The organism is Thermodesulfobacteriota bacterium (assembly GCA_035559815.1).
Lineage (GTDB): Bacteria > Desulfobacterota_D > UBA1144 > Nemesobacterales > CSP1-2 > DATMAT01.
In genome coordinates, this window is the sequence record DATMAT010000029.1 from 61,237 (window position 1) to 83,647 (window position 22,411).

The window sequence follows — 22,411 nt, forward strand, 5'->3', positions numbered from 1 at the left end:
GATAAGTTTTACTATCCAACGGGTTGAGATACGCAGTGGTATTAACCCACGAAACGAGGGTCTCTCAGGTCTCACGGAATTATCTCTTGGGGTTAATACTGCTTTCCAAAAAATTAGAAACCAGTGGTTCACACTCGCAAACAAGGACTTTAGATAGGTAAAAAGTCTTTTTAAAATCAGGTTTACTTTTCTATGTTTGTTATGCAAGTGCTGTTCCAACCCTATTCGTTGAAATTGCCTTTTTAACCCTGCTCACCCTTCGTCTCCGCTCAGGGTGAAGGGCATGGTATTGCTTGGAGTTTTAGACCTGCCTTCATGGTGAGCGGAGTCGAACCATGAGTAGTTCGATTGCGCTCAAAGCCTGTCCTGAGGAATAAACTCAGTCGAACCATGGACCCTTCTAAGCATAATCTCGTTTTTTCAATGGATTGCTTCGTCGCTTTGCTCCTCGCAATGACACCCAGGAAATGGCGACTCTTCTCTCTGACTCCACGCGAAGCAATCTTTTAATTTCGGACAAGGTTGACCGCTACAAATGATGGCTTAGTAGGGGCACGCTGCAGCGTGCCCCTACCATAGTAAAAAGACGTCTGAAGAAAAAAACTAAGTATTATCCCAACCCGTGAAATAAATTTTACTATCTAACTAACTCGCCATACTCCAAAGCTAGTGCTGTTTTATAACGATTTGCACGTAAATATGGAACCAACATTCGTATATGTAAGACGTGAGAGTATGTGTTGATCCCCAATTAGAAAGATAATAAAAGATAATAGAGGTTAAAACTGTCCCAAATAGAGGGATTGATTGCAAGAGTTCGTCTGATAGTAATCAAAGGGCTCCAATGACGGATAAATAAGAGGAAGCAAACCCCTCTCTTTAATTCCCCCCCTTAGTAAGGGGGGAAATGCAAGGGGGTTAGAAGGGCTATTTGAACGAATAGGATCAGTACAGCGCTTGCATAGGAAACATCAAAGAGAGTAACCTGATTTTAAGAAGCCGTTTTATCCGTCGAAGAGCCTTGTTTTATAAAGGGTGAATCTGTTGGTTTTTAATTATTTTTGATAGCAGTGTATACAGGGTATCCTTTGAGGCAATGCCTAATGATCGTATAGATCGTTTGGAGGGGTTCAAAATTTTGAACCCCTCCAAAAGCAAAATACATTCAGCACATAGCAAAGTTATGGGCTCTATTATTCAGTGCAGACAAATCTGCCGCTCAGGCTGTTCTGCGTGTTTTTACACAACAAACAGATTTTTTATATTTTAATGAAAAGCTCTTGACAAGGTATGTGATTTGTGATGTAATTGCTTTAATTTTAAAGGAGGATAGAAAGAGTGATGTCATCTGTTCAAGCCTGTTTTGGATCCACAAAGAAAGGGCTTGACAATCAATTTTTTCTGTGTTGTAATTCAAAGCATCCAAAAGTCTGGAGGAGGCTTTTTTAAAAATCTTAAGGAGGATGAAAGCCATCTCAAAAAATCAATTCCCGAATCCAACCGTTTTTTCCCATAATCAATACCTGAAGCTTAATAAAACAACGAAAAAGGAGGGTGTAAATGTTTAAGGAATTATTTGGTGAAAAAAATCAAAAAAGGAGGATAGCTTCTATGCTAGAGAAGAATTTTAGCAGGATAAAGTATCTTTTGTTGTTAGCATTGCTTTTGATGGTGCCGGCCAAATCTTGGGCCGGAGCACCGGGGCTTTTCGACACGGACGGTCTTAATGCTCAGATGGTCGGTTTCTGGGACCTAAGAAACCGGAACTCATTCGCGCAGGTAACAAACACCAGCGCGCTACCGATAACCGTACACGTCCAGATATTCAATGCGGCATCAGGTTGTTTGGAGGTTGACTTTTATGACACCTACACCGGGAATGATACCCACGTATATGACCTAAGGGGCATAGTCAGGAATGACGGCGGGCCGTTAAGCATAGTGTTACCGGATGGCGGTTTTGGCATAATCGTGGTAACGAATGTGGCTGGGGTGTTCGGTCCGGCACTTGGGAATTTTATCGAGGACTACGTACTGACCGGGAATTTCCGGGTAGTGGACTTTGCCGGATACGAGTACAGGTCAAATTTTGACGGGGTTCCCAATATTTTAACAGGCCTGGCAGATGATCTCACGTTTAACTTTAACAACGTTAACGGGAATAGCCTCTCGGACGTGGTTGGCATAGTGCTGGATGATACCGGGCCTGGATTTTTCGAGGTGATTGCCGCAGGCACCTTTATCACATTCGACGTATTCCTTTTTGACCAGTTTGAGAACCCGATTTCCTGCGACCTCTTTACATTTGCCTGTACGGCAAGCTCATTGGACGTCGGTATAAATGGCGCGCTTCCTAACAGCAGGGGGGCGGGAAGCCTTTGCCCGGCGAATGTTGATACCGTGGGGCACGTAAGGTTGTTTGGCGTAGCCGCGGCTGGCGACTATTTCACCGGATTTGTCGGACTAAATAACGGGGACGGAACCGGCAGCATGGACACATGGTGGGGTCCTTTACCTTCCAATGGTGTCGCCGCTCTTGACAGCTTGGGCCAGGGGGGCTTAAACCTAGGAAACTAAATATGATGATTAAACGGATTGAACATAATAAAATTAGAATAAAGGAGGAGAAATCATGTTAAAGAGGTTGAAGATAATAAACTTGATGGTGATGGCAAGTTTAATGCTTGTTCTCACCTTTAGCGCCTTCGACAAGGCCAAAGCGCAGGGGCTTACAGCCTGCCCCGGGGTGCCTTTTGATACCGGCTGGTTTCAATTGAACGTTGATTTTCCAGGGGACGACGTTAAGGTCGGTCTTCTGGGGCAAGCAGAGGCAGCCGGCGCCGGGTTCATAGGGGGTATAGACTGGTTATACACCGACAGCTCGCTTTTCAACACCCAGCTAAGCGGCTCCCAGTTAGTAAGCTGGTGGACCCAGGCCCCTGGAAGAAACACATCCATACAGGTTACAAACACCGACCCGTTCGATGCGGTCAATATTCACGTGGTGATCATAGGCTCGGACTGTTTAGAGGTAAGGGACTTCTGTGATACCTTGACGCCGTTAGATACGCACGTGTACGACTTCGGCAACCTGATAAACAACCTGGGCCAGGACATACCTGATGCCAATATCCAGGGTGAGGAGGGGTTTGTGGTGATATCCGCGGTTGATTCTTGCCCTAATCCGAATGGCGCCATATCATTTAACGCTCTTGAGGGTCAGTTAAGCGTGATAGACAGTAATCTGGATACAGATTACGGGACAAACCTATGGACGAGGCTGGCTGTCACGTTTACTAATGGGGCCTCTGTAGCAGACAACGGGACAACACTAGACGGGGTAAATGCTGGCTATTTAGGGCCGGATGTGGACCCGATATTTGCAACCGACCTGCTGTTCCAGAACTATGCGGTGCTTGGCGCAGGCCCGGCCGGTGCGGACTTGGTTCTCATAAACTATTTAGATGTTTATGGACCTCCGTACGATCCGGTACCGATATTCGAGAACTACACCCCGGGGATTTTTGACGATGCGGAGAATTTCGTAAGCTGTGGAGAGCAGTTCTCATGCGGTTTCCTGAGGTTGGGAATTGATGATGCTATCGTAAATAGCGATGATATTATTGTTGTACCTCCAACCCCAACACCTGAACCGCCTACGCCATGTTTCAGCGACGAAGATTGTGCCTTGAATGAGTTCTGCGCTGGCGGACAAGTTGGAGCATGCGATGTTTCCGGCGACCCGTGTACATCCGATGCTGATTGCCCCGAGGGTGAGGTATGTGAGGGTGCAGTAGCGGGTACTTGCGAGCTTATACCATGTACATCCGATGCTGATTGCCCCGAAGGTACGGTATGTGATGTGGAAGGTGGTTTCTGCGTGATAGTTACACCGACACCGACACCAACACCTGATGGTGATGGCGGCGGCGGATGTGCGATAGCTGGACCGGTCAGTGTTGGAACGGCTATGGCTAACATACTGATACCTCTGGTACCGGTAGCGTTTGCATTCGGTCTCAGCGCACTGAGAAGAAGAAATAGAAAGGACAATAAGTAAACAAGCGTGACCTGTAGGGGTTCAAAATTTCGAACCCCTACATATTTTATATAAGCGTTGAAAACTAAAGCCAGTGAGGCTAATTTTGTCTCTCTGGCTTTTTTATTTGCCCTAAGAGATTATTTTATTACCGATTGGGTGAAGGTCTAATTTTATTTCACAGGGGGAATGTTAAAGATGAGTTATGATCCTGATAGACATCAGCGTAGGTCTATTAGATTAAAAGATTATGATTATTCTCAACCAGGAGCGTATTTTGTAACGATATGTACGCGTGACCGGGAATGCCTTTTGGTGATATTGTTGAAGGTCGAATGTTTTTGAATGAAATCGGTTTTCTTGTGAGTGATGAATGGATCCGTTCAGTTCAATTACGAAAAGAAATCGAATTAGATGAGTTTGTTGTAATGCCAAATCATCTACACGGTATTGTTATAATTAGAGAATCAAATGTAGGGGCGACCGGCCGGTCGCCCCTACCTAAGGGACCCAAGCCGAGATCAATAGGGGCGTTTATTGCAGGTTTTAAATCCTCTGCAACAAAACGAATAAATATAATGCGTGGTACCTCCGGTTTCCGTATATGGCAACGTAATTATTACGAACGCATCATCCGAAACGAAGATGAATTAAATGAGATCAGAGAGTATATCGCTAATAACCCCCTAAAATGGGAATCGGATGAAGAAAACCCGGACGTTTACCCTATGGCTTTTTAAAACCGATTAATTACAATTCTCTAAAATCATGTCAATCCTGGTGCACTACGGTGAGCTTGCCCTCAAGGGTAAGAACCGGAGATTATTCGAAAACAAACTCATAGAGAATATTAAAAAGGCTACCGGTGGAAAGGTCGGAAGGTTCGAGGGGCGCCTATTAGTGGAGGACGGAGATTCGGATTCGTTAAATAATGTTTTTGGTATATCCTGGTTCGCCCCGTCATATAGAGTTAAAAAAGACCTAAAAGAGATAAAGGAATTGATAATAGAAAAAACGGGAGAAAGAATAAATGGGGATCCCACTTTCGGGATATTTGTAAAAAGGGTGGATAAAAAGTTTCCCTATACCTCTATGGAGGTAGCGAAAGATATAGGCGAGGAGATAGTTAGAAAATATAAGCTCGAGGTGAGTCTTAAGAATCCGGAGCTTCCTATTTATGTAGAGATCGCCGACGAGGTTTTTGTCCATTTCCAGAAGGTAGAAGGATTAGGCGGATTGCCCGTAGGGGTGAGCGGTAGGGTCTTAGGTCTCTTATCAGGGGGGATAGACTCACCCGTCGCCTCTTATTTAATCATGAAGAGGGGATGTAACGTGGATTTTATCCACTTTCATGTTTTTTCCAATAACCAGGCAGTGGCTAAAACCAAAATTGCCGATTTGGTCTTGGCTATCAACAAATACCAATTTGAATCCAGGGTTTTTCTGGCTCCCTATAAGCTGTTTCAGGTAGCTCTCATGAAAAATAGGGTTGGTCCGGGCTATGAACTAATCCTATTCAGGAGGTTCATTGCCAGGGTGGCCGAGAGGGTGGCCAGGGAATGGGGGTTACAGGCGCTTGTCACCGGTGACAGCCTGGGGCAGGTGGCATCTCAAACTATCGAAAACCTGAATTTAACCGGGAATGCGGTCTCCTTGCCTGTCTTACAGCCCCTAATTTCCTTCGATAAGGGGGAAATCGTTCGTCTAGCGAGGCAAATAGGCACTTACGACATATCTATTAGGCCTTACAAGGACTGTTGTTCCATTATAGCCCCGAGTCCTAAAATCAAACCCCGCCTGTCGCATGTAGAGGCGTACGAGCAAAGGATGAATATAGACCGGGTTATAAACGAGACCCTGGAATTGATCGAGGTATGTGAGTGGTGATTAATTGAAGATTGGTTGTGTTACCCGGTCTTGAGATGCTTAGCGGATTATATATCGCTCATTACTTCGTATCCCTGGAATAATTGCTTACTATGCCGTCATTGCGAGCTATGTGGTTCCCTGATTTTCTTCCCTCCTGATCGCTCCCCAGATCCCGACGCAATGACACCCGAGTGTTCACCCTTCGTCTCCGCTCCAGGGTGAAGGGTATGGTATTGCGTCGAGCTTGTCCCTTCCTTCATGGTGAGTGCTTCGTCAAGCTCAGCATAAACTCCGTCGAACCATGAGCCTCTCGGTTGCGCTGGACGAACGGAGTTATCGACGGGCTCACTACTCAGGACGAACGGGTTTTATCTCTCTTTCCCATCTATCGCTTTTGCCCGGACACGGAGGTGTCATTGCGAGCCGCCGTTTTTTTGGTGGCGTGGCAATCTCACACAAAGTCATCCTGAGCCATGTCCTGAGCGGTAGCGAAGGAGTAGCGAAGGATCTAACGGATTGCTTCGCCCCCTTCGCTTTGCTCAGGGTCCTCGCAATGACACCCGAGTGTTCACCCTTTGGCTGGGGACCCGGGGCAGACGGATTTTTTTATTTCTCATCCCCAGCGGAAGTCAATCCACTCATGTTGAGGAATTTCGTCATTCCTATAATCTGCCAATCTGTCATTCCCGCGCAAGCGGGAATCCAGTTTTTCAAAAAATGGATACCCGATAAAGCTTGTCCCCGCATGTTATCCGATTAATACTTTCGGATACAAGGTTTAGCGGGGAACATTCGGGGATGACATGCGGAGAGGATTCCGGTTAAACCGGGTGATCAAGGCTCAGGACAAACGTCTTTTATTAATCATATCAGCGGATGAAAATCCGCTCATGCTGAAGCCCTGAGCATCGTCGAAGGGTCGAAGCACGGTCTTTTGTTTAGTAAGAAGGGTGTTCGTCCTTCCCACGGTTTAACCGGGGAATCCGGCTCAGGAGCTTGTCCTGAGCCCTTGGACTCTACTCAGGATAAACTAGAGTGAAGGAGTTTGCTCTTTTTGTCATTCCGAACGAATGTGAGGAATCTTAAAAATTTTCATTATTTTAGGATTTCTCCCTTCGGTTGAAATGACAGTGAGAGGGCTGAAACGGGGCTATATTAGGATTTGGTGAATGATCGTCGGAAGTTACTCTAAAGTTACTATAATTTTATGTTGTCTTATTGCCTACCCGCCTGACACTTTAGGCGGAGAAGCATAATCCATAAACCCCCTCGGCTGGGGAGGACCATTATAAGAGAGTTTCTTCCACACTTCAGGATGTGTGTAATACAGGTTTATTATCGTTTCACGAAACTGCTTGAAAAAGGTCCTGTTCTTTACGCTGACGTGATTTATAACTTCCTCTTTCTCTTCTTTCTTCTCCAGTGCGTAAAATGGCTTTTTGAACTTGGTCTTGGAGATGGTATCCAGGTTCCAGAATCCGGCATCGAAAAAGCCCGCCGCTCCCGGGTCTTTTGAAATATTATCCATGAATATTCGCTTTATCCCCAACTTCTTTGCCCCGGGGACCAGGGTGTCTGCCAGCGCCTCCATGCTTTTTTGTGTTTCTCTGTTGAATACCTTAAACCCTTTTTGTATCTCGAATCCATCTTCGAATTTTTCCGTTTCTCCGAATGCTTGAAAAGGGAAGCTTGATATTAAGCCCTTTCCCAGCATTCCGACGGCGATGGTTTTTATAAAGTTTCTCCTACTCGGATTCATCCTCTTCGATAATCTCCTCTTGTTCAGCGATAATCTCCACCTTGATGTTGTTCTCCTTCTTCATTTCATCGACCTTCTCTTGGATCATCTTGCCCGTCTTTCTCGCTATTATGCGGTGCTTTATGGCATTGCTTACCTTCTGAAGAGGGACTTGCCTCACATCGGTAATTTGTAAGATTTTAAATTGGCCCCCGTCCTCTATGATTTCGCTTATAGTACCCACTTCTATCTTATCAAACTTTTTATAATGCATCTTGCCAAATTTCAGGTCCTTAACCACGGCCTTTTCACCCAGTTCTGATTTTATTTTTGCCGGGTCTTCTCCAGCCAGTAGTTTCTTGCGAACTTCCTCCGCAGTGGTTTTATCCGGAAGGGATATCTCTTTTACACTTATGAATGTGTATTTGTCCGGGTGTTTTTCGTAGTAATTCCTAATCTGCTCTTCGGTCACTTCTATTTCTTTAGCCTTGGGCAGCTCACTCAAAAGCTCCCTTTTCACTGTTTCCGCTATGACCCTCTTCTTGTAGTCATCTATTTCCCCTTGAAATCGTTTATCCAGCCCCTGTTTTAATCCCTCCTGGTAGAGGATCTCTTCATTTATGACCATTCTCAGTGGTCTTCCTTTTAAGTCTTCTTGGTATATCGGTTTTCCATTCACTCGGGCTACCACTTTCTTACCAGTGCCGCTTTCTTCTTTGTCAGCAGTGGTCACTTCTGTCTTAGTAGCGTCTTTTTTGGTTTCCTCTTTTTTCTCCGATTGGGTGCATGAAACATTGATGAGGGCAATCAACAGCAACAAAGGAAAAACTTTTCTCATGTTCTTAACTCCTCCGCTAAAGTCGTCGATTTTTTTAAGCAAACAATCTAACTGAATAATTGACATAGTTCAACAGTTTAATTATATTAACCGCTCAAATATTACACTATCTTTACTAACAAATTGTGAATGTTTAGAAACAAGGGCGTCCTTGTTCTTCTAGTTGGGAATAGGCATTCTTCGACAAGCTCAGAATGAGCGGATAACTGTACACTTAATCTTAAGAAAGGTTATATGGTTAATTATTAATGTCTCAGAAAAATAAGAAATACGATTGTATTGTCATAGGGTCTGGTCCGGGCGGGGCGCCGTTTGCCTGGCGGCTCGCTTCAAAAGGCATGAACGTGCTGGTGCTCGAGACCGGAGACCGATATGATCCCCATAAGGACTATCCATTAACTAAGGATGATTGGGAAAAAAGTGGTTTCCCCTACCGGAAAAAGCTTCGGCTGGACTTTGGTAAGAGTCAAAGCCTTGATGAAAAATACGCTCAACTGAAATCTTGGAATAAAGCCTCCGGAAAGCTTAATCCTTCCAGCGAGAGGGTGTACCATCGGTACCAACACGTTCTTGGAGTGGGTGGAACCACGCTTCACTTCCAGGGTGAGGCCCATCGTCTCCATCCCAGCGCGTTTCGGATGAAGAGCCTTTTCGGTGTAGCCGAGGACTGGCCGGTAAGTTACGAGGATATAGAGCCTTATTATTCAGAAGTGGAAAAGATATTAGGCGTTGCCGGGCCGGAGGAGATACCGGGAAGACCGCGCAGCGTTTCCTACCCTCTTCCCCCTCACAAATTGAGCTATGCTAGTCAGGTCATTGGGAAGGGCTGCAAAGAACTGGGCCTCGAGCTTTTGCCTAATTCGGTGGCTATCCTCTCTATTCCATACCGTGAAACTCCGCCCTGTAATTATTGCAATGGGTGCGTCTGGGGATGTCCGAGAAAGGATAAAGGAACTGTGGATGTTACTTTTGTTCCCCTTGCCGAGAATACTGGAAGATGCGAGATTCTTACAAATTCCTTTGTATCAAGGATCGAAGTGGAAAAAAAGAATGGCCGGAAGAGGGCTAAAGGGGTTTTATACCGTGATAGAGACGGAAAGGAGCAGTTTGTGGAAGGGGATTACATTGCTGTTGCCTGCGGAGCGGTGGAGACTCCCAGGCTGCTCCTGAATTCGGGACTGAGCGGAAATGGGGTTGTGGGCAAAAATTTCATGGAAACGGTTTTTTACCAGGTGGTGGCTTTTCACCCGGAGAGGCTTGATTCATACAGGGGAATCCCGATAGACGGCGTAATATGGAAATGGAATGAGCCTAGCAAGGAGCTGGGCTTTAAGGGTGGCTTCAGGCTATTCGCCACAGTCGGCAGCGCGGTAGGTCCGGTGAACTATGCACTTCGTTATCAAGAAGGCTGGGGAGAAGAGTTTGTGAAAGGAATAGAAAAATGGTTTGGCCACGCTGTCAGCATGGGCGGGATCGGGGAATTTCTCCCCAACAAAGACACGTTTGTCACCGTCAGCGAAACGGTCAAGGATGAGTTTGGAGTGCCTGTTGCCAAGATACAGTCGTTCCTCGAGGACCCGGAGCTTAAGATAATGGATGCCATGGCCAAAACGTCCAAGGAGATTTTGAGAGCATCGGGTGCCGAAGAGATAGTGGAGGAGTCCTCTGCCTATGACTTTTTCAATGCAACGCACGTGTTCGGCACATGCCGGATGGGAAAGAACCCGGAGACATCGGTTGTGGGTTCGGACCTAAGAAGCCATGAGGTTGACAATTTGCTAGTTACCGACGCTAGCGTTTTCCCTTCTTCGGGCGGTGGTGATGCACCATCTCTAACCATAGAGGCTCTCAGTCTCAGAGCGGCCGACCTGCTCTTGGAGAATCTGAAAAAGGGGTAATATCAAACTTCTCAAAATATGAGATTGATTGTCGGAGTTGGCCTGATGGTAATCAAAGGACTTCAATAATGGACAAAGGAGAAGTAACCACCTTCTTTCTCCTCCCCCCTTGCTGGGGGAGGATTAAGGTGGGGGGAGCTTATTTCCATTCACCCCTATCCTAACCTTCCCCCATCAAGGGGGAAGGAAGTAGAGGCTGTTTGAACGGATATGATTTGTACAGCGTTCACATAGCAAACATAAAAGAGTGGACCTAATTAAAAAATGTTTTTATCTATCTAGAGGACTTGTTTTATGAGTGTGAACCGGTAGTTTCTAAACATTTTGGACAGGAGTGGGGGTAATATACCAGTTCAATTGGCTGACATGCATATTGGAGACTGTCATTGCAGATCGCTTCGAGGAACCTCTATTGAGAGAATCGACCATACTCGAAGTAAGTACCTTGATAAAATTTCTTTTGTAGGGGCACGCTGCAGCGTGCCCCTACTACAACTCGCTTCTCTAAATGATAAGGAGGGTACACGTTTGCACGACCGCACTACATTATTCACGATAGTTCTTTTCATTATCTTCCTGGCATTTTATTTATGGTCCTGCAATGAGTCGGGAGATTCCTCCGGTGGTCCGGTTATACTGCCGGAATTTTTGAATGTCATTCAGGAGGTAGGAATAGGCGATGTGGGTAATCTTGGTCAGACCGCTGCCTGGGGAGACTTCGACGGGGACGGCAGACAGGATTTATTTGTAGCGAATACCGATTCCAGACCTCCCAACTCCTTTCTTTTCAAAAACTCCGGCGGTTCGTTTGTTGATGTAACCATGCCTGCCGGTATTTTCGATTTACCCCTGAGGAGTGCAGCCTGGGCGGATTATGACAACGACGGCCGGTTAGACCTGGTTGTCGGAACTATACAGGTGAATGAGCCGCCCATACTTTACCGGAACATCGATGGAGGCTTTTTTGAAGATGTGTCCGTGGAAGCCGGAATAACCGAGGAGGGCGGGATAACAAGCCATACCGTGTGGTCCGACTACGATGGCGATGGATTTGTGGATCTCTTTCAAGCGAATATCGGCGTATCCTTTCTTTACCGGAACGAAGGGGATGGAGCATTCAGCGAGGTATCTACGGAAAGCGGGCTTGGGGAGTTCCTTTTCACCAATTCGGCAATATGGTTTGATTTCAACAACGACGGATTTCCGGACCTCTTTTTGGCAAACGACGGCGTAAACACTTTTTACAGTAATAACGGAGACGGAAGGTTTACTGATGTTACTGATACGGCCGGTTTAGGGGGCGACCCGGATTGGAATTCCGTTTCCGCCTGTGTAGGGGACTTCAACGGTGACGGCTTCTTAGACCTATATGTGGGCAATATTTCATCGTCGAGAAATGCCCTATACCGGAATAACGGAGACGGGACCTTCACCGACGTAACTTCAGAGACCGGAACCGGGGATGTTGGGGATGCCAGGACCTGTGCTTGGGTGGATTTTGATGCGGACGGTCGAATCGACTTATTTACCACAAACCACACTAGTCCTAGCAGGTTGTTTAGAAACCTAGGAAATATGAGATTTGCCGATGTAGCGCCCGAAGTCGGATTGGATTTTCCCCTGGACGTTTTCGCCGCACCCTGGGGCGATTACAACAACGACGGGTTTATGGACGTCTTCTTGAACGGCCATATAGGAATTGCTCTCATGGAAAGCAGTGGGAATTCCAATAACTTTATCATAATCGAGCTTATTGGCGACGGTGTCCTCACAAATACCTCGGCGATTGGGACAAGGGTGCGGGTATCAACGTCGGGCAGGATGAATATAAGGGAGGTTTCCGGGGGAAAAGGTTGTTGTGAGCAGGACATGCTTCCGCTTCATTTTGGCGTGGGCGAGGCTACGCAAGCCGATTTAAGGGTTGATTGGACCAGTGGAGCAGTTTGCGAGTTCTCTAATTTAGACGTGCAGGGCGGTCGCCGGTTTGTCCTTTTTGAAGACCAGTGCGATTTCCTGGATTTGAATTAACATATACACTCTCTCTTTATCCCAAAGTTGTCTCCTGAAGTCAAAAAGAGTGTCGGCTAATAGAGGTTTATTGTTTTTAATTGATAGTCCATGAAAAATCCTCTCTCCTTATCAGTGGTGCTTCCCGCCTATAACGAGGCGAAGAATATCAAAAAAACGGTCACGGAAGCGGTTTCCTATGTGGAGAAGAACTTTAAAGACTATGAGGTCATAGTGGTAAATGACGGCTCAACAGATGGAACCGGCGAAATCGTAGAAGAGCTTGCCATTACTAATCCAAAAATAATCCTGGTGAATCATGCAAAAAACTCCGGTTACGGCGCCGCCCTTCGTAGTGGATTCGATAGGGCGTCTCTAGATTACCTTTTCCTCATGGATAGTGACGGACAGTTTGACATAAGCGACATAGAACGCTTTATTCCATTCATTAACACCTTCGATATCATAGTAGGCTACAGGGAAAAACGAGCCGACCCGGCTATTCGCTCTTTAAACACCTGGCTCTATCATCTTTACGTAGAACTTTTATTCGGCTTAAGAATGAAGGACATGGATTGTGCGTTTAAGATGTTTCCCCGGAGGGCTTATGAAGCGGTAAAGCCCATAAAATCCGGCGGGGCGCTCTTCAGCGCCGAGTTGATAATCAAGTGGAAAAGAAAGGGGTTTTCGATAAAAGAGGTACCGGTGAGGCACTTTCCCCGTAAATTTGGCAGGCAAACCGGTGCCAATATTCGGGTAATACTCAGAATGTTCAGAGAATGCTGGAAGCTTAGAAATGAACTCAGGGAATAAAGGAAGTCCACGGCCGACGCTTTTTTTGCTCTCTTTACTACTCATCGTTGGATTTGCTCTAAGGGTTTTTCTTTCCCAATACTGGACCTACAAGGGTGATTTCGAGACTTGGAAATGGTGGGCCGCTGGAATCTCCAAGGTTGGTTTCTCCCAGTTCTACGACCGGTACTGGTGTGATTATATGCCCGGATATCTATACGTGCTTCGATTACTGGAAGGGGTAAACCGGGCCTTCCCAAAACTGCCGGATGAAATTCTTTTCAAACTTCCGTCAAACATATCGGACCTGGGTATCTCCGTACTCATATATTTGACTCTCGGCAGGATCACCAGTTTAAGGACTGCCAGCTTGGCAGCGCTCGCCTATTTCTTCAACCCGGCTTCCCTCTCTAATTCTACTTTTTGGGGGCAGGTTGATTCTGTCCATGCCTTGCCCCTTCTCCTCTCCGTTCTGCTAGGATTGTGGGGTTATCTGATTCCATCCGCCGTGTTTGCCGGTATTGCTTTCATGATAAAACCACAGAGTTTGGTTGTTCTCCCGGTACTTGGCCTTTTTGTGATATGGTATGTTATCGAGCGGAGAAAAGAGGGTGCGTCAGCGGCGAGGGCTTACGGTCCCGGGCTTGGCTTTTTTGCCGCTTTTGCAGCCACGGTTCTTATCCTGGCGATGCCTTTTGTCTGTGATGGATTGTCAGGCGGTGGCTTTACCTCCATCTTCATGAATCCGGTTATTCTGGTCAAGGAGAGGTTCTTTACGGCGTACGACCATTACCAGTTTACTTCACTCAACGCCTTTAATCTCTGGGGTATGCTGGCCATGTGGAAGAGCGACCAGATAAGGTTCCTGGGCATCACCTACCAGAGGTGGGGGACTATTCTATTTTGCCTTTTCTACGCTCTCATTTTTAGCTTGCTCTTTTTTTCCCTTCTCATAGCCAAATTTAAGCCAGGCCATGAGATACACCCCTCTAAAAAAGGCTATCTCTCCATGGACGGCGCCGGGCTGACCATATATACGTTTTCTGCCGTTACCCTGGTACTCTTTGCGCTCTTTCTTTTTGTCACCCGTGTTCACGAAAGGCACTTTCTTCCTGCAGTTGCGTTTTTTGCCATGATAGCTTTCCGCTCGAGAAGATACTGGTTCTTCTACTTGGCTGTATCCCTTGCCTATACGTTCAACCTGTTTTATGCCTACATAGAATTAGCACCTCGGGTTATGGAGAGCGCTAGGCCGTATCTAATCGTTCCTGCATCTACACTCAAGCCCTTTATTCCTGGTATAGTTCTTTTGCTGCTGGTCATTTTTTTCCTTGTACTTCTCGATTTTGTGAGAGATAGTCTCACACTCTACAGGAGGGGAACGGGTGCTACTGAAAGAAGATGAAATATTTGGTTAGTAAAAAAGTGGAGATTGCCCTTTTCTGTCTGGTTGTTTTTAGCCTCGGGATTAAGCTCTATCGCCTGGAAGCCCCTAAAAAGCACTATTTTGACGAAATATACTTTGCTTTTACCGCGCAGGAGATGGCCAAGGGAAACAGAGCAGGATGGGAGTCGTGGCATAAGGCGCCTAAGGGCTTTGCTTATGAATGGACCCATCCTCCGCTGGGAAAGGAGTTGAGCGCCCTAGGAATCTTGATATTCGGCGATAATACATTTGGATGGCGTTTTTTCCAGGCCTTCTTCGGCGGGCTGGGAACGCTGATAATCTATCTTCTGGGAAAAGAGCTTTTCAACAGCAAAAGGGCGGGGCTCATCTCTGCTTTTTTATTCACGTGCGACTCCTTCATTTTTGTGCTGAGCAGGATTGCGATGGTGGATATTTTTCTGATGAGTTTTATTCTCGCTTCCTCTTTATTCCTGGTGAAGTTTGCCCGGGCTAAAAGAGGACTTTTTCTCTTGCTGACCGGGTTTTTTTGTGGGGCGGCAATTTCCGTAAAATGGAACGGCGTTTATGCACTGGAATTTTTGGGAGCGGTTGCATTCGGTCTTATCCTATACACGAAAGCCCGCTCTCCGGATGGAAGAAAGGACTCTTACTTCACGCTAGGCTTAAAAGCGCTTCCCCCGGTATTGATTGCTTTTGTGCTGGTTCCGGCGGTCGTGTATATTGCCACCTATATTCCTTTTTTCCTTCATGGAAACTCGGTGGGCGATTTCATCTCTCTTCAAGGTAGCATGTATGGCTATCATAAAGGGCTTAATGCGACGCATCCCTATTCATCTCCCTGGTGGAATTGGCCACTGCTCCTAAGGTCCGTTTATTTACATTTGGGTTCATCCGAGGGCGGCCGGCATGAATATATCTATGCCCTGGGAAACCCCTTTATCTGGTGGACCGGATGCGTATTTTTTATACTGGGTATAGTCGAGGTAATACGTAAGGAATTGCCCGCGCTAGCCTTTGCGCTCTTAAGCGTGCTGGCCTACTGGCTTCCATGGGCAGTCTCTCCGAGAAAGCTTAGTTTTCTTTATCACTTCCTTCCATCGCTTCCCTTTCTTATCCTCACAATTACCTACTTCCTCGACCAACTCTGGGGAAAATGGCCATACGGAAGGGTGTTCGTTCTTATTTATCTAGCTGCTGCTTTCGGCACCTTCGTCTATTTCTACCCGATACTGGCCGGGGTGCCAATACCGGATAGTTCGCTCGGCCGTTTTATATGGATAAAGGGTTGGAGATAGTTAGCGCAATGATCGGCTTTTAAAAAAGATGATAGTTTTTGTTTCTACCCGTTCACTTTGACAAACTACTTCAAAAGATCGGACATCGTTATCAGCGTTATAGCCGGGGAGACGGTAGCGGTGTTTCTGCTTTTAATTCTGAAGAATTTAGAGCGCGATGTCCCTCTACTCCAGCTTATAGTAAATGCTAGGTGGATGATATTACTGTTCATCCCCGCCCTAGCTGTGGTCGGGGTTTACGGGACGTTTCGTCTGGGAAGGAGGCGTCCTTCTATCTTCCAGTTTGGGAAATTCATTGCCATAGGGCTATCAAACACCGCTGTCGATTTTGGCACCCTGAACCTTCTAATGTTTCTCACCGACATAGAAAGGGGCCATCTTTATTCGGTATTCAAGGCCGTATCTTTCATGGCCGGGGTGATAAACAGCTATTTATGGAATAAGTTCTGGACATTCAAGAGTCTTGAAACGCACCGGATGGGTAAACAGTTCTTTCATTTTGTCGCCGTTAGCGGCGTCGGGTTCGTCATTAACGTCGCCGTTGCCTCATTCATCGTGAACGTAATCGAGCCGCCTGGCCATATATCTCCGAGGCTCTGGGCAAATATCGGGGCGTTTTCGGCAACCTTGATTTCGGTCCTCTGGAACTTCTGGGGCTATAAGTTCATAGTTTTCAAGAAATGAGAAAAAACGACGCTAGTATCTCACCCATCCGAACTTGTTGACCCAGAGCACCCCGCAGAGATTTACCAGTACACCTAGAGTGATAAGTATCCGGTGGTGCCACCTAATTCTATCACCCATGCCTTTCACCGTTAGGAGGTATAAGAACGGGTAGAAGTCGACTGCAAACCTATAACCAAACTGAGAGAAGCCCCAGGTACCGTGCATGAATAAAACTAGCGCAATAGGTATTATGGAGAGCCAGCATCCGAGAGCTAGTCTATTTCTTATCCCGGCAAATAGGGCGTAGATAAAGGCCGGAGTGGTAATCCAGATGGCCAGTCCAGACCAGGACGGCATTACGTAAGGAGGTGCGGAGAGAAAAATAGGAAATTCCCAGAACATCGCTTTTAAATGACGAGGGATATAACTGATATCGAAGATACCTTCCCTATACCAGATTTCTTCGAGCACTCCTGGAATCAAGTAATAAGAAACGTCCAGGGGTGTGCTGAACCGGAGGTAGTTGTAAAGAAAGTTTAAAAATACAAATATGCTGAGTCCCAATCCGAGATGAATTAACGGCTTTACCTTAATCCTGCTAATGACCGGGGCTCCATTAGGGTTTTCAATCCATTTATCGACGAACATAACTATAAAAAAAGGCAGTGAAAAAACGGTGGGTAAGCGGGACCAAAAGGAGGCCCCCAGTAAAATACCGACTAAAAAGAGATGTTTATTCCTGAGTGTGGCATATATCGCCAGGAGGAGAAAAGTCACTGATGTAACTTGGGAGAAAAGCCAGACCGACCCGGTGGCGGCAAGCCACCAGTGTATGGTGCCGAATCCGAACATCGCCGTGGCCCATAGCTGAATGCTCCGGTTCTTGCTTAGCTCCCGGGCGACTAAAAATGCCAAAGAGACATTCAAGCTGCCCAGGAATACCGAGGCTATGGTCTGATTGGTGGACAGCCCGAAAAAAGCCACGAGGGGCAAAAGGAGGATCGCCGGCATAGGGGGTGGAACGACATAATATCTCCCATCCACCAGAGCCAATTCCAGCCATTTTACGTTCTCGGTTAGATGCAGTCTGCCGTGCAGGAAGGCATCGGCCAGGCGGACAAAATTGTTGTATGGAGTGGGTTGTTCCTCGCCGGTGATGAAATAAACGATGAAGGTGATTATGAAAAAAGAAATAGCCACGAAAATGCTATGATGTTTTTTTAGAAGTGACCGGAGTTTCACCAATTCCACAGCAGGGAAGATTTTTAACTGATTAATTTATATTAAAATTCTACGTATTACAAAAGCTGTTGTGTCCTGAGGTTTCCAGGCGTATTTTCTAGTTTCTTAATCTCGGTTTAAACATTAATTTTACGGGGATTAAAAGGCCCATCTTCCTTGAACGAAAAGAGCCAGGAATAAGCCGTAAAAAAGAATTGAAAGAAAGACAATAATGTAATTAACCTCTTCACGTTTGCCGACCAGGGAGAAAGCAATGAACATAGGAAACATAGTGACTACAAAACGGGGCAGGCTTATCCAGAAAGAGGCTGACGTCACAATGAGCAAGGTAAGGAGCATATAGATCGAGTAAGAGATTCGAAAATAAAAAAATGAATAAACCGTGAAAAGGAGCCCGAGTATGGCGCTTATAACCTGAGCCCAGCCATAGATGGTCATGGCGGATGCTTTGACCCTCCATATACCTTCCCACGCACCCAGAAATCCTTGCCAGGGAAATACCGCCTTTTCATGCCAGTGCTCCCTCTGAAACTCAAGGAATTTTAAAGGGTAGTCATAAACCAAATAGTTGAGCGTCAAATAAGACAGAAAACCGATGGGGACAAGTGCTAGCCATAAGACATCTTTTCCCAGGTTCCTTATCTTAAACTCCTTCTGGGCCAGGTATTCTGCTAAAAGAGCGGGGACCAGGACTATTCCGGTGATTCTGGTCGCCGTGGCCATCATCCCTATAGTACATGAAAGCCACCACCTTTCTTTCCTGGCGTAATAAAAGCTTGAGATTGTCAGGGCCAGGTAAGTGCCTTCGGTATAGCCTGCGTGCAAAAAATAGGCGGTAGGAAATATAGAGAAGAAGAATACCGCTCTCAATGAAGCTTCCTCCGGATAGTCGACTGAAGCCAGTTTGTAGAGATAGATAGAGGCGATAACATATGAAAGGTTTGAAACCAGCAGGGCGGAAAACAGGTAATTCTGGAATACCAGCGCAAAGAGCTTTATTAAAAGCGGGTAGAATGGGAAAAATACTATGCGTAGATGCCTCTCGCTAATTCTGATGTCTGAGTATCCCCTCTCCGCAATGTCCAGGTAATGAGCCGTGTCCCAGCGGTTCCATAAATCGATCAATGATGATGGAAAGACGTTCCGGTCAAGTACATAAGCGACGTAGGAAAATAAAAAAGTCCCGACCGTTAGAAGAATTACAAGGCAGACCAACTTCCAGAGGGAATTTCGGTTTTCCATTTCACTCAAGCAAGGCGAGAAAGCCCTTCTATTTTATCATTGTTTTAATCAAGCAATAAGTGATTGGGGAAGTTTCATAAAATTGACCTGTCTACTTAACTTGTGTATTTTAGTCCATTCGAGTCGGATGGTTTCCCTTTGGATTATATTCCATGACCTATAGATTGAATTTCGGACGGTACTTTGCGTCCCTTACCGCTTACTTGGTGGTTATGCTCATAATAGCTTTAATGGCAAAGTTTCTCTCCCCCGACTCCGTTTTTCCCCTGGCTGCCCTCCTGATGTTCGGGGTGCCTTTTGTGATGAAGAGCGAAGTCAAAGGACTGAGATGGAACCTACGCGGTGTGCTTATCGGGGTTGTCCTATCGGTTATCATCCTTTCCCTATACTTGCTCTTGGTCTTAGCTGTTTTTGATAAAACGTTTCGTTTGGATAATGTTCCCTATCTGGTCATCATTCAACACCTCCTCCTTGTTTCCGTGCCGGAGGAGGTATTTTTTCGTGGATATCTTCAGGAGGAGATGGGAAACAATTTAAAGGCAATACTTATGGTCAGCCTCCTGTTTGCCATTGGACACCTGGCGGTGAGGTGTATGGGCTTTGGGTGTAGCGGCGCCGGATACGTTGAAAACCTGCTCACTTTTTTCCCATCTTTGGTCATGGGCTACATGTATCTCATCTCCGGAACGCTTTGGGCAAACATAATATTTCATTTTTTGGCCAATGTCGTTTACATAGCGACGGGAGGACTTTAACTCGTAAATTCCCTGTAGCCTCCTTGCTACGGGGGTACCACTACATTAACACACGATCATTTCGGTCGCACACATGTTGAACTCTGTAAAGCCAGATGACACAAGATTTCATTCCGAATCCATGCGAAGAATGAACACCTCGAAAATTCATACTTCGACCACACTGGTTTAGTGGGCAACCATTCGATAATCCCGTTCATGACAGCTTGTCGAAGGATGATCTAAAATAAGTGGTGTTCGTCCTTCCCCCGGTTAAACCGGGGGATCGACTCAGGACGAACGGGATTTGATTTCATTAATCATTTTAGCGGACTAGTATCCGCTCATGCTGAGCCCTGAGCAAAGTCGAAGGGTCGAAGCATGCTCTTTTGTCATTCCCGCGCAAGCGGGAATCCATTGTTTTAATTCTGGATCCCTGTCCCCGGTTTAAGCGGGGACAGGGATGACATGCGGAGAGGAACCTCGCTAGATTTCTCGGTTTAACTTGGGGCCATTGCTCGGAGCCTGTCCTGAGAAAGACGTAGGAATAAGCTCCACTAAGCGATTTAAGATTTCTCTCTGCGAAATGACATTTGGGGCAGTATTATTTCAGTTTGAGGTCTGCGTTCCCTACAAATATTCCTAAATAAGGGTTTTGCGAGTAATATATAACCAGAAAAATGGCTAACACCATCAGAATCGGGCTAGGACAGATAGATGTATGCGTCGGGGATCTAGAAGGTAATCTAAAAAAGATTCTGGAGTATATTGAGAGCGCAAAGAATCTAGGGGTAGATATTCTCGCATTTCCCGAACTGGCTATTACTGGTTATCCGCCGGAAGACCTGTTGCTAAAGCCTAGTTTCATAGAGGACAACTTGGAGGCCCTGGATAGGGTCAGGAAGGCCACCGATTCACTAACGGTAGTGGTGGGCTTTGTAGATAGAAATGAGGACATATATAATGCCGCTGCAGTAATACACAACAAAGAGTTAGTCGATGTCTATCACAAGCGTTACCTCCCCAATTACGGGGTTTTTGATGAGGACAGGTACTTCCAGGCGGGCAGCCGTGCCCCGGTTTATAAGCTCGGAAACCTGATATTCGGGGTGAACATTTGCGAGGATATATGGTACCCCGGGGACCCTACCAGGGAGCAGGCAGTGCTGGGGAATGCCCAGTTAATCATGAACATATCATCATCTCCATATTATGCCTCTAAGGTCGGCTATAGAGAGCGAATGCTTTCAGTCCGGGCGTCCGATTACTCGGTGATAATGGCTTTTTGCAACCTAGTGGGCGGGCAGGACGAGCTGGTATTCGATGGACACAGCGTTTTAATAGGGGAGAGGGGAGACATAATAGCCCGGGCTTCCGGGTTCAAGGAGGAATTACTCGTTGCCGACATCAATATCAGCCACGTTTTTCGCTCGCGGCTCCATGACCCGCGGAGGAGAAAGGAAAAATATGTTCTGGGGCTTGAATCGGAAGGGGTGGAGGTAATAGAAATCAACGATGTAGAGACGACCCGCCGGGTCGTCTCTACCAAGGAAAATAAGAAAAAGGCCCTTCCTCAAGTTGCGCCAAAGGTAGAAAAGTTCTTGGATAGGGAAGAGGAGGTATTTCGTGCGCTGGTTCTGGGGACACGCGATTACATCTTAAAAAACGGGTTTAAGAAGGTCTTGGTCGGACTGAGCGGGGGGGTCGATTCATCGCTTGTCGGTGTGATAGCTGTTGAGGCTCTGGGAGGAGAAAACGTTATCGGTGTGTCCATGCCCTCCAGGTACAGTTCCTCGGGAAGCATCACCGATGCTGAAGGGCTGGCTAAAAACCTGGGTATCGAGCTTCTTTCGATACCGATTGAGAATGCTTTTAGCGCTTACTTAGAAGTACTTTCCCCGGTATTCCGGGGTAAAAAGCAGGATGTGACCGAAGAGAACATACAGGCCAGGATTCGGGGGAATATACTCATGGCGCTGTCCAATAAGTTTGGATGGCTCGTTCTTACTACCGGAAATAAAAGCGAGATGAGCGTCGGATACTGCACACTCTACGGGGACATGGCCGGAGGGTTCGCCGTGCTCAAAGACGTGCCGAAAACGATGGTTTACCGCATATCCGAGTTTTACAACAGATGGAAGGGGAAGGAAGTAATCCCCAAATCGGTTTTGGAAAAGCCCCCTTCGGCCGAGCTTAGACCTGATCAAAAGGATACAGATTCCCTCCCGTCCTACGAAGTACTCGACCCAATACTTAAAGCCTACGTAGAAGACGATTTGAGCCTGGGAGAGATAGTGGCAATGGGGTTTGAAGCCGATATCGTAAAACGAATAATCAAGATGGTGGACTTGAACGAGTACAAGCGTAGACAGGCCCCTCCGGGCATCAAAATCACCCCCAGGGCTTTCGGAAAAGACCGCCGTTTCCCCATTACTAACCTTTATCGGGGATAGATGAAATTTCTTCCATTCGTAGCTTTTTATTGTTATGCCCCACTTTTGATGCCTGCGCTGATGTAAACTAACATGGATTTATTTGGAACGCATATATGCGTTCACTACAGAGACCTTAATCGACGAATATATGCCTATAAGCACGTTCTAGTCGCTGCTCAAGATTACATAAATGAACGATCAACCTTGC

Annotated in this window: 16 protein-coding genes; 12 read left to right on the plus strand and 4 right to left on the minus strand. The window is 46.4% G+C overall.

The features are described 5' to 3' along the window. The first annotated feature begins 1,560 nt into the window (after positions 1-1,560). The 4 genes from VNN20_08560 (at position 1,561) to thiI (ending at position 5,926) form a co-directional block, all read left to right on the plus strand. Entirely contained in the window at positions 1,561-2,577 is a 1,017-nt protein-coding gene (locus VNN20_08560) for a hypothetical protein (protein ID HWP92232.1), read from the plus strand. A 55-nt stretch (positions 2,578-2,632) separates the two neighbouring features. Then, complete coding sequence (locus VNN20_08565; protein ID HWP92233.1) at positions 2,633-4,060, plus strand: dickkopf-related protein; 1,428 nt, start codon at positions 2,633-2,635, stop codon at positions 4,058-4,060. Between the two features lie 284 nt (positions 4,061-4,344). Beyond that, the gene (locus VNN20_08570; protein HWP92234.1) at positions 4,345-4,779 is read left to right on the plus strand and encodes a transposase; all 435 of its coding nucleotides are present in this window, start codon (positions 4,345-4,347) and stop codon (positions 4,777-4,779) included. 28 nt (positions 4,780-4,807) lie between these two features. Beyond that, positions 4,808-5,926, plus strand: a complete 1,119-nt coding sequence (gene thiI / locus VNN20_08575; protein ID HWP92235.1) for a tRNA uracil 4-sulfurtransferase ThiI — start codon at positions 4,808-4,810, stop codon at positions 5,924-5,926. Positions 5,927-7,130: 1,204 nt separating this feature from the next. Here the strand turns inward: thiI and VNN20_08580 are convergent. Continuing rightward, a complete protein-coding gene (locus VNN20_08580; GenBank protein HWP92236.1) occupies positions 7,131-7,667 on the minus strand; it encodes a gluconate 2-dehydrogenase subunit 3 family protein in 537 nt (178 codons plus the stop codon). Then, positions 7,654-8,484, minus strand: a complete 831-nt coding sequence (locus tag VNN20_08585) for a peptidylprolyl isomerase (protein HWP92237.1) — start codon at positions 8,482-8,484, stop codon at positions 7,654-7,656. Before VNN20_08585 ends, VNN20_08580 begins: the two co-directional genes overlap by 14 nt. Positions 8,485-8,732: 248 nt before the next feature. On the opposite strand from VNN20_08585, the gene VNN20_08590 reads away from it, so the two are divergent. The 6 genes from VNN20_08590 to VNN20_08615 all read left to right on the plus strand — a co-directional run bounded on the left by VNN20_08590 (position 8,733) and on the right by VNN20_08615 (position 16,568). Further along, entirely contained in the window at positions 8,733-10,382 is a 1,650-nt protein-coding gene (locus VNN20_08590; GenBank protein ID HWP92238.1) for a GMC family oxidoreductase, read from the plus strand. A gap of 528 nt (positions 10,383-10,910) precedes the next feature. Continuing rightward, on the plus strand, positions 10,911-12,410 hold the full coding sequence (locus VNN20_08595; GenBank protein ID HWP92239.1) for a CRTAC1 family protein: 1,500 nt from the start codon (positions 10,911-10,913) through the stop codon (positions 12,408-12,410). A gap of 90 nt (positions 12,411-12,500) precedes the next feature. After that, positions 12,501-13,202 (plus strand): glycosyltransferase family 2 protein, encoded by a 702-nt coding sequence (locus VNN20_08600; protein ID HWP92240.1) that lies wholly within the window; start codon positions 12,501-12,503, stop codon positions 13,200-13,202. Then, the gene (locus tag VNN20_08605) at positions 13,186-14,586 is read left to right on the plus strand and encodes a hypothetical protein (GenBank protein HWP92241.1); all 1,401 of its coding nucleotides are present in this window, start codon (positions 13,186-13,188) and stop codon (positions 14,584-14,586) included. Before VNN20_08600 ends, VNN20_08605 begins: the two co-directional genes overlap by 17 nt. Before the next feature lie 5 nt (positions 14,587-14,591). Beyond that, positions 14,592-15,884 (plus strand): phospholipid carrier-dependent glycosyltransferase, encoded by a 1,293-nt coding sequence (locus VNN20_08610; GenBank protein ID HWP92242.1) that lies wholly within the window; start codon positions 14,592-14,594, stop codon positions 15,882-15,884. 120 nt (positions 15,885-16,004) lie between these two features. Beyond that, positions 16,005-16,568: a GtrA family protein gene (locus VNN20_08615; GenBank protein ID HWP92243.1), complete on the plus strand. Its 564-nt coding sequence runs from the start codon at positions 16,005-16,007 to the stop codon at positions 16,566-16,568. Between the two features lie 12 nt (positions 16,569-16,580). On the opposite strand, the gene VNN20_08620 is transcribed toward VNN20_08615, so the two are convergent. Together VNN20_08620 and VNN20_08625 are read right to left on the minus strand one after the other, a co-directional pair. Beyond that, the gene (locus tag VNN20_08620; GenBank protein ID HWP92244.1) at positions 16,581-17,792 is read right to left on the minus strand and encodes a hypothetical protein; all 1,212 of its coding nucleotides are present in this window, start codon (positions 17,790-17,792) and stop codon (positions 16,581-16,583) included. Between the two features lie 138 nt (positions 17,793-17,930). Then, positions 17,931-19,034 carry a glycosyltransferase family 39 protein gene (locus VNN20_08625; GenBank protein HWP92245.1) on the minus strand — a complete coding sequence of 368 codons (1,104 nt, stop codon included), beginning with the start codon at positions 19,032-19,034 and terminating at the stop codon, positions 17,931-17,933. A 152-nt stretch (positions 19,035-19,186) separates the two neighbouring features. Here VNN20_08625 and VNN20_08630 point away from each other — a divergent pair, with 152 nt between their 5' ends. Together VNN20_08630 and VNN20_08635 are read left to right on the plus strand one after the other, a co-directional pair. Continuing rightward, the gene (locus VNN20_08630; GenBank protein HWP92246.1) at positions 19,187-19,789 is read left to right on the plus strand and encodes a CPBP family intramembrane glutamic endopeptidase; all 603 of its coding nucleotides are present in this window, start codon (positions 19,187-19,189) and stop codon (positions 19,787-19,789) included. A 659-nt stretch (positions 19,790-20,448) separates the two neighbouring features. Continuing rightward, entirely contained in the window at positions 20,449-22,221 is a 1,773-nt protein-coding gene (locus tag VNN20_08635; GenBank protein HWP92247.1) for an NAD+ synthase, read from the plus strand. The last annotated feature ends 190 nt before the right edge of the window (positions 22,222-22,411 follow it).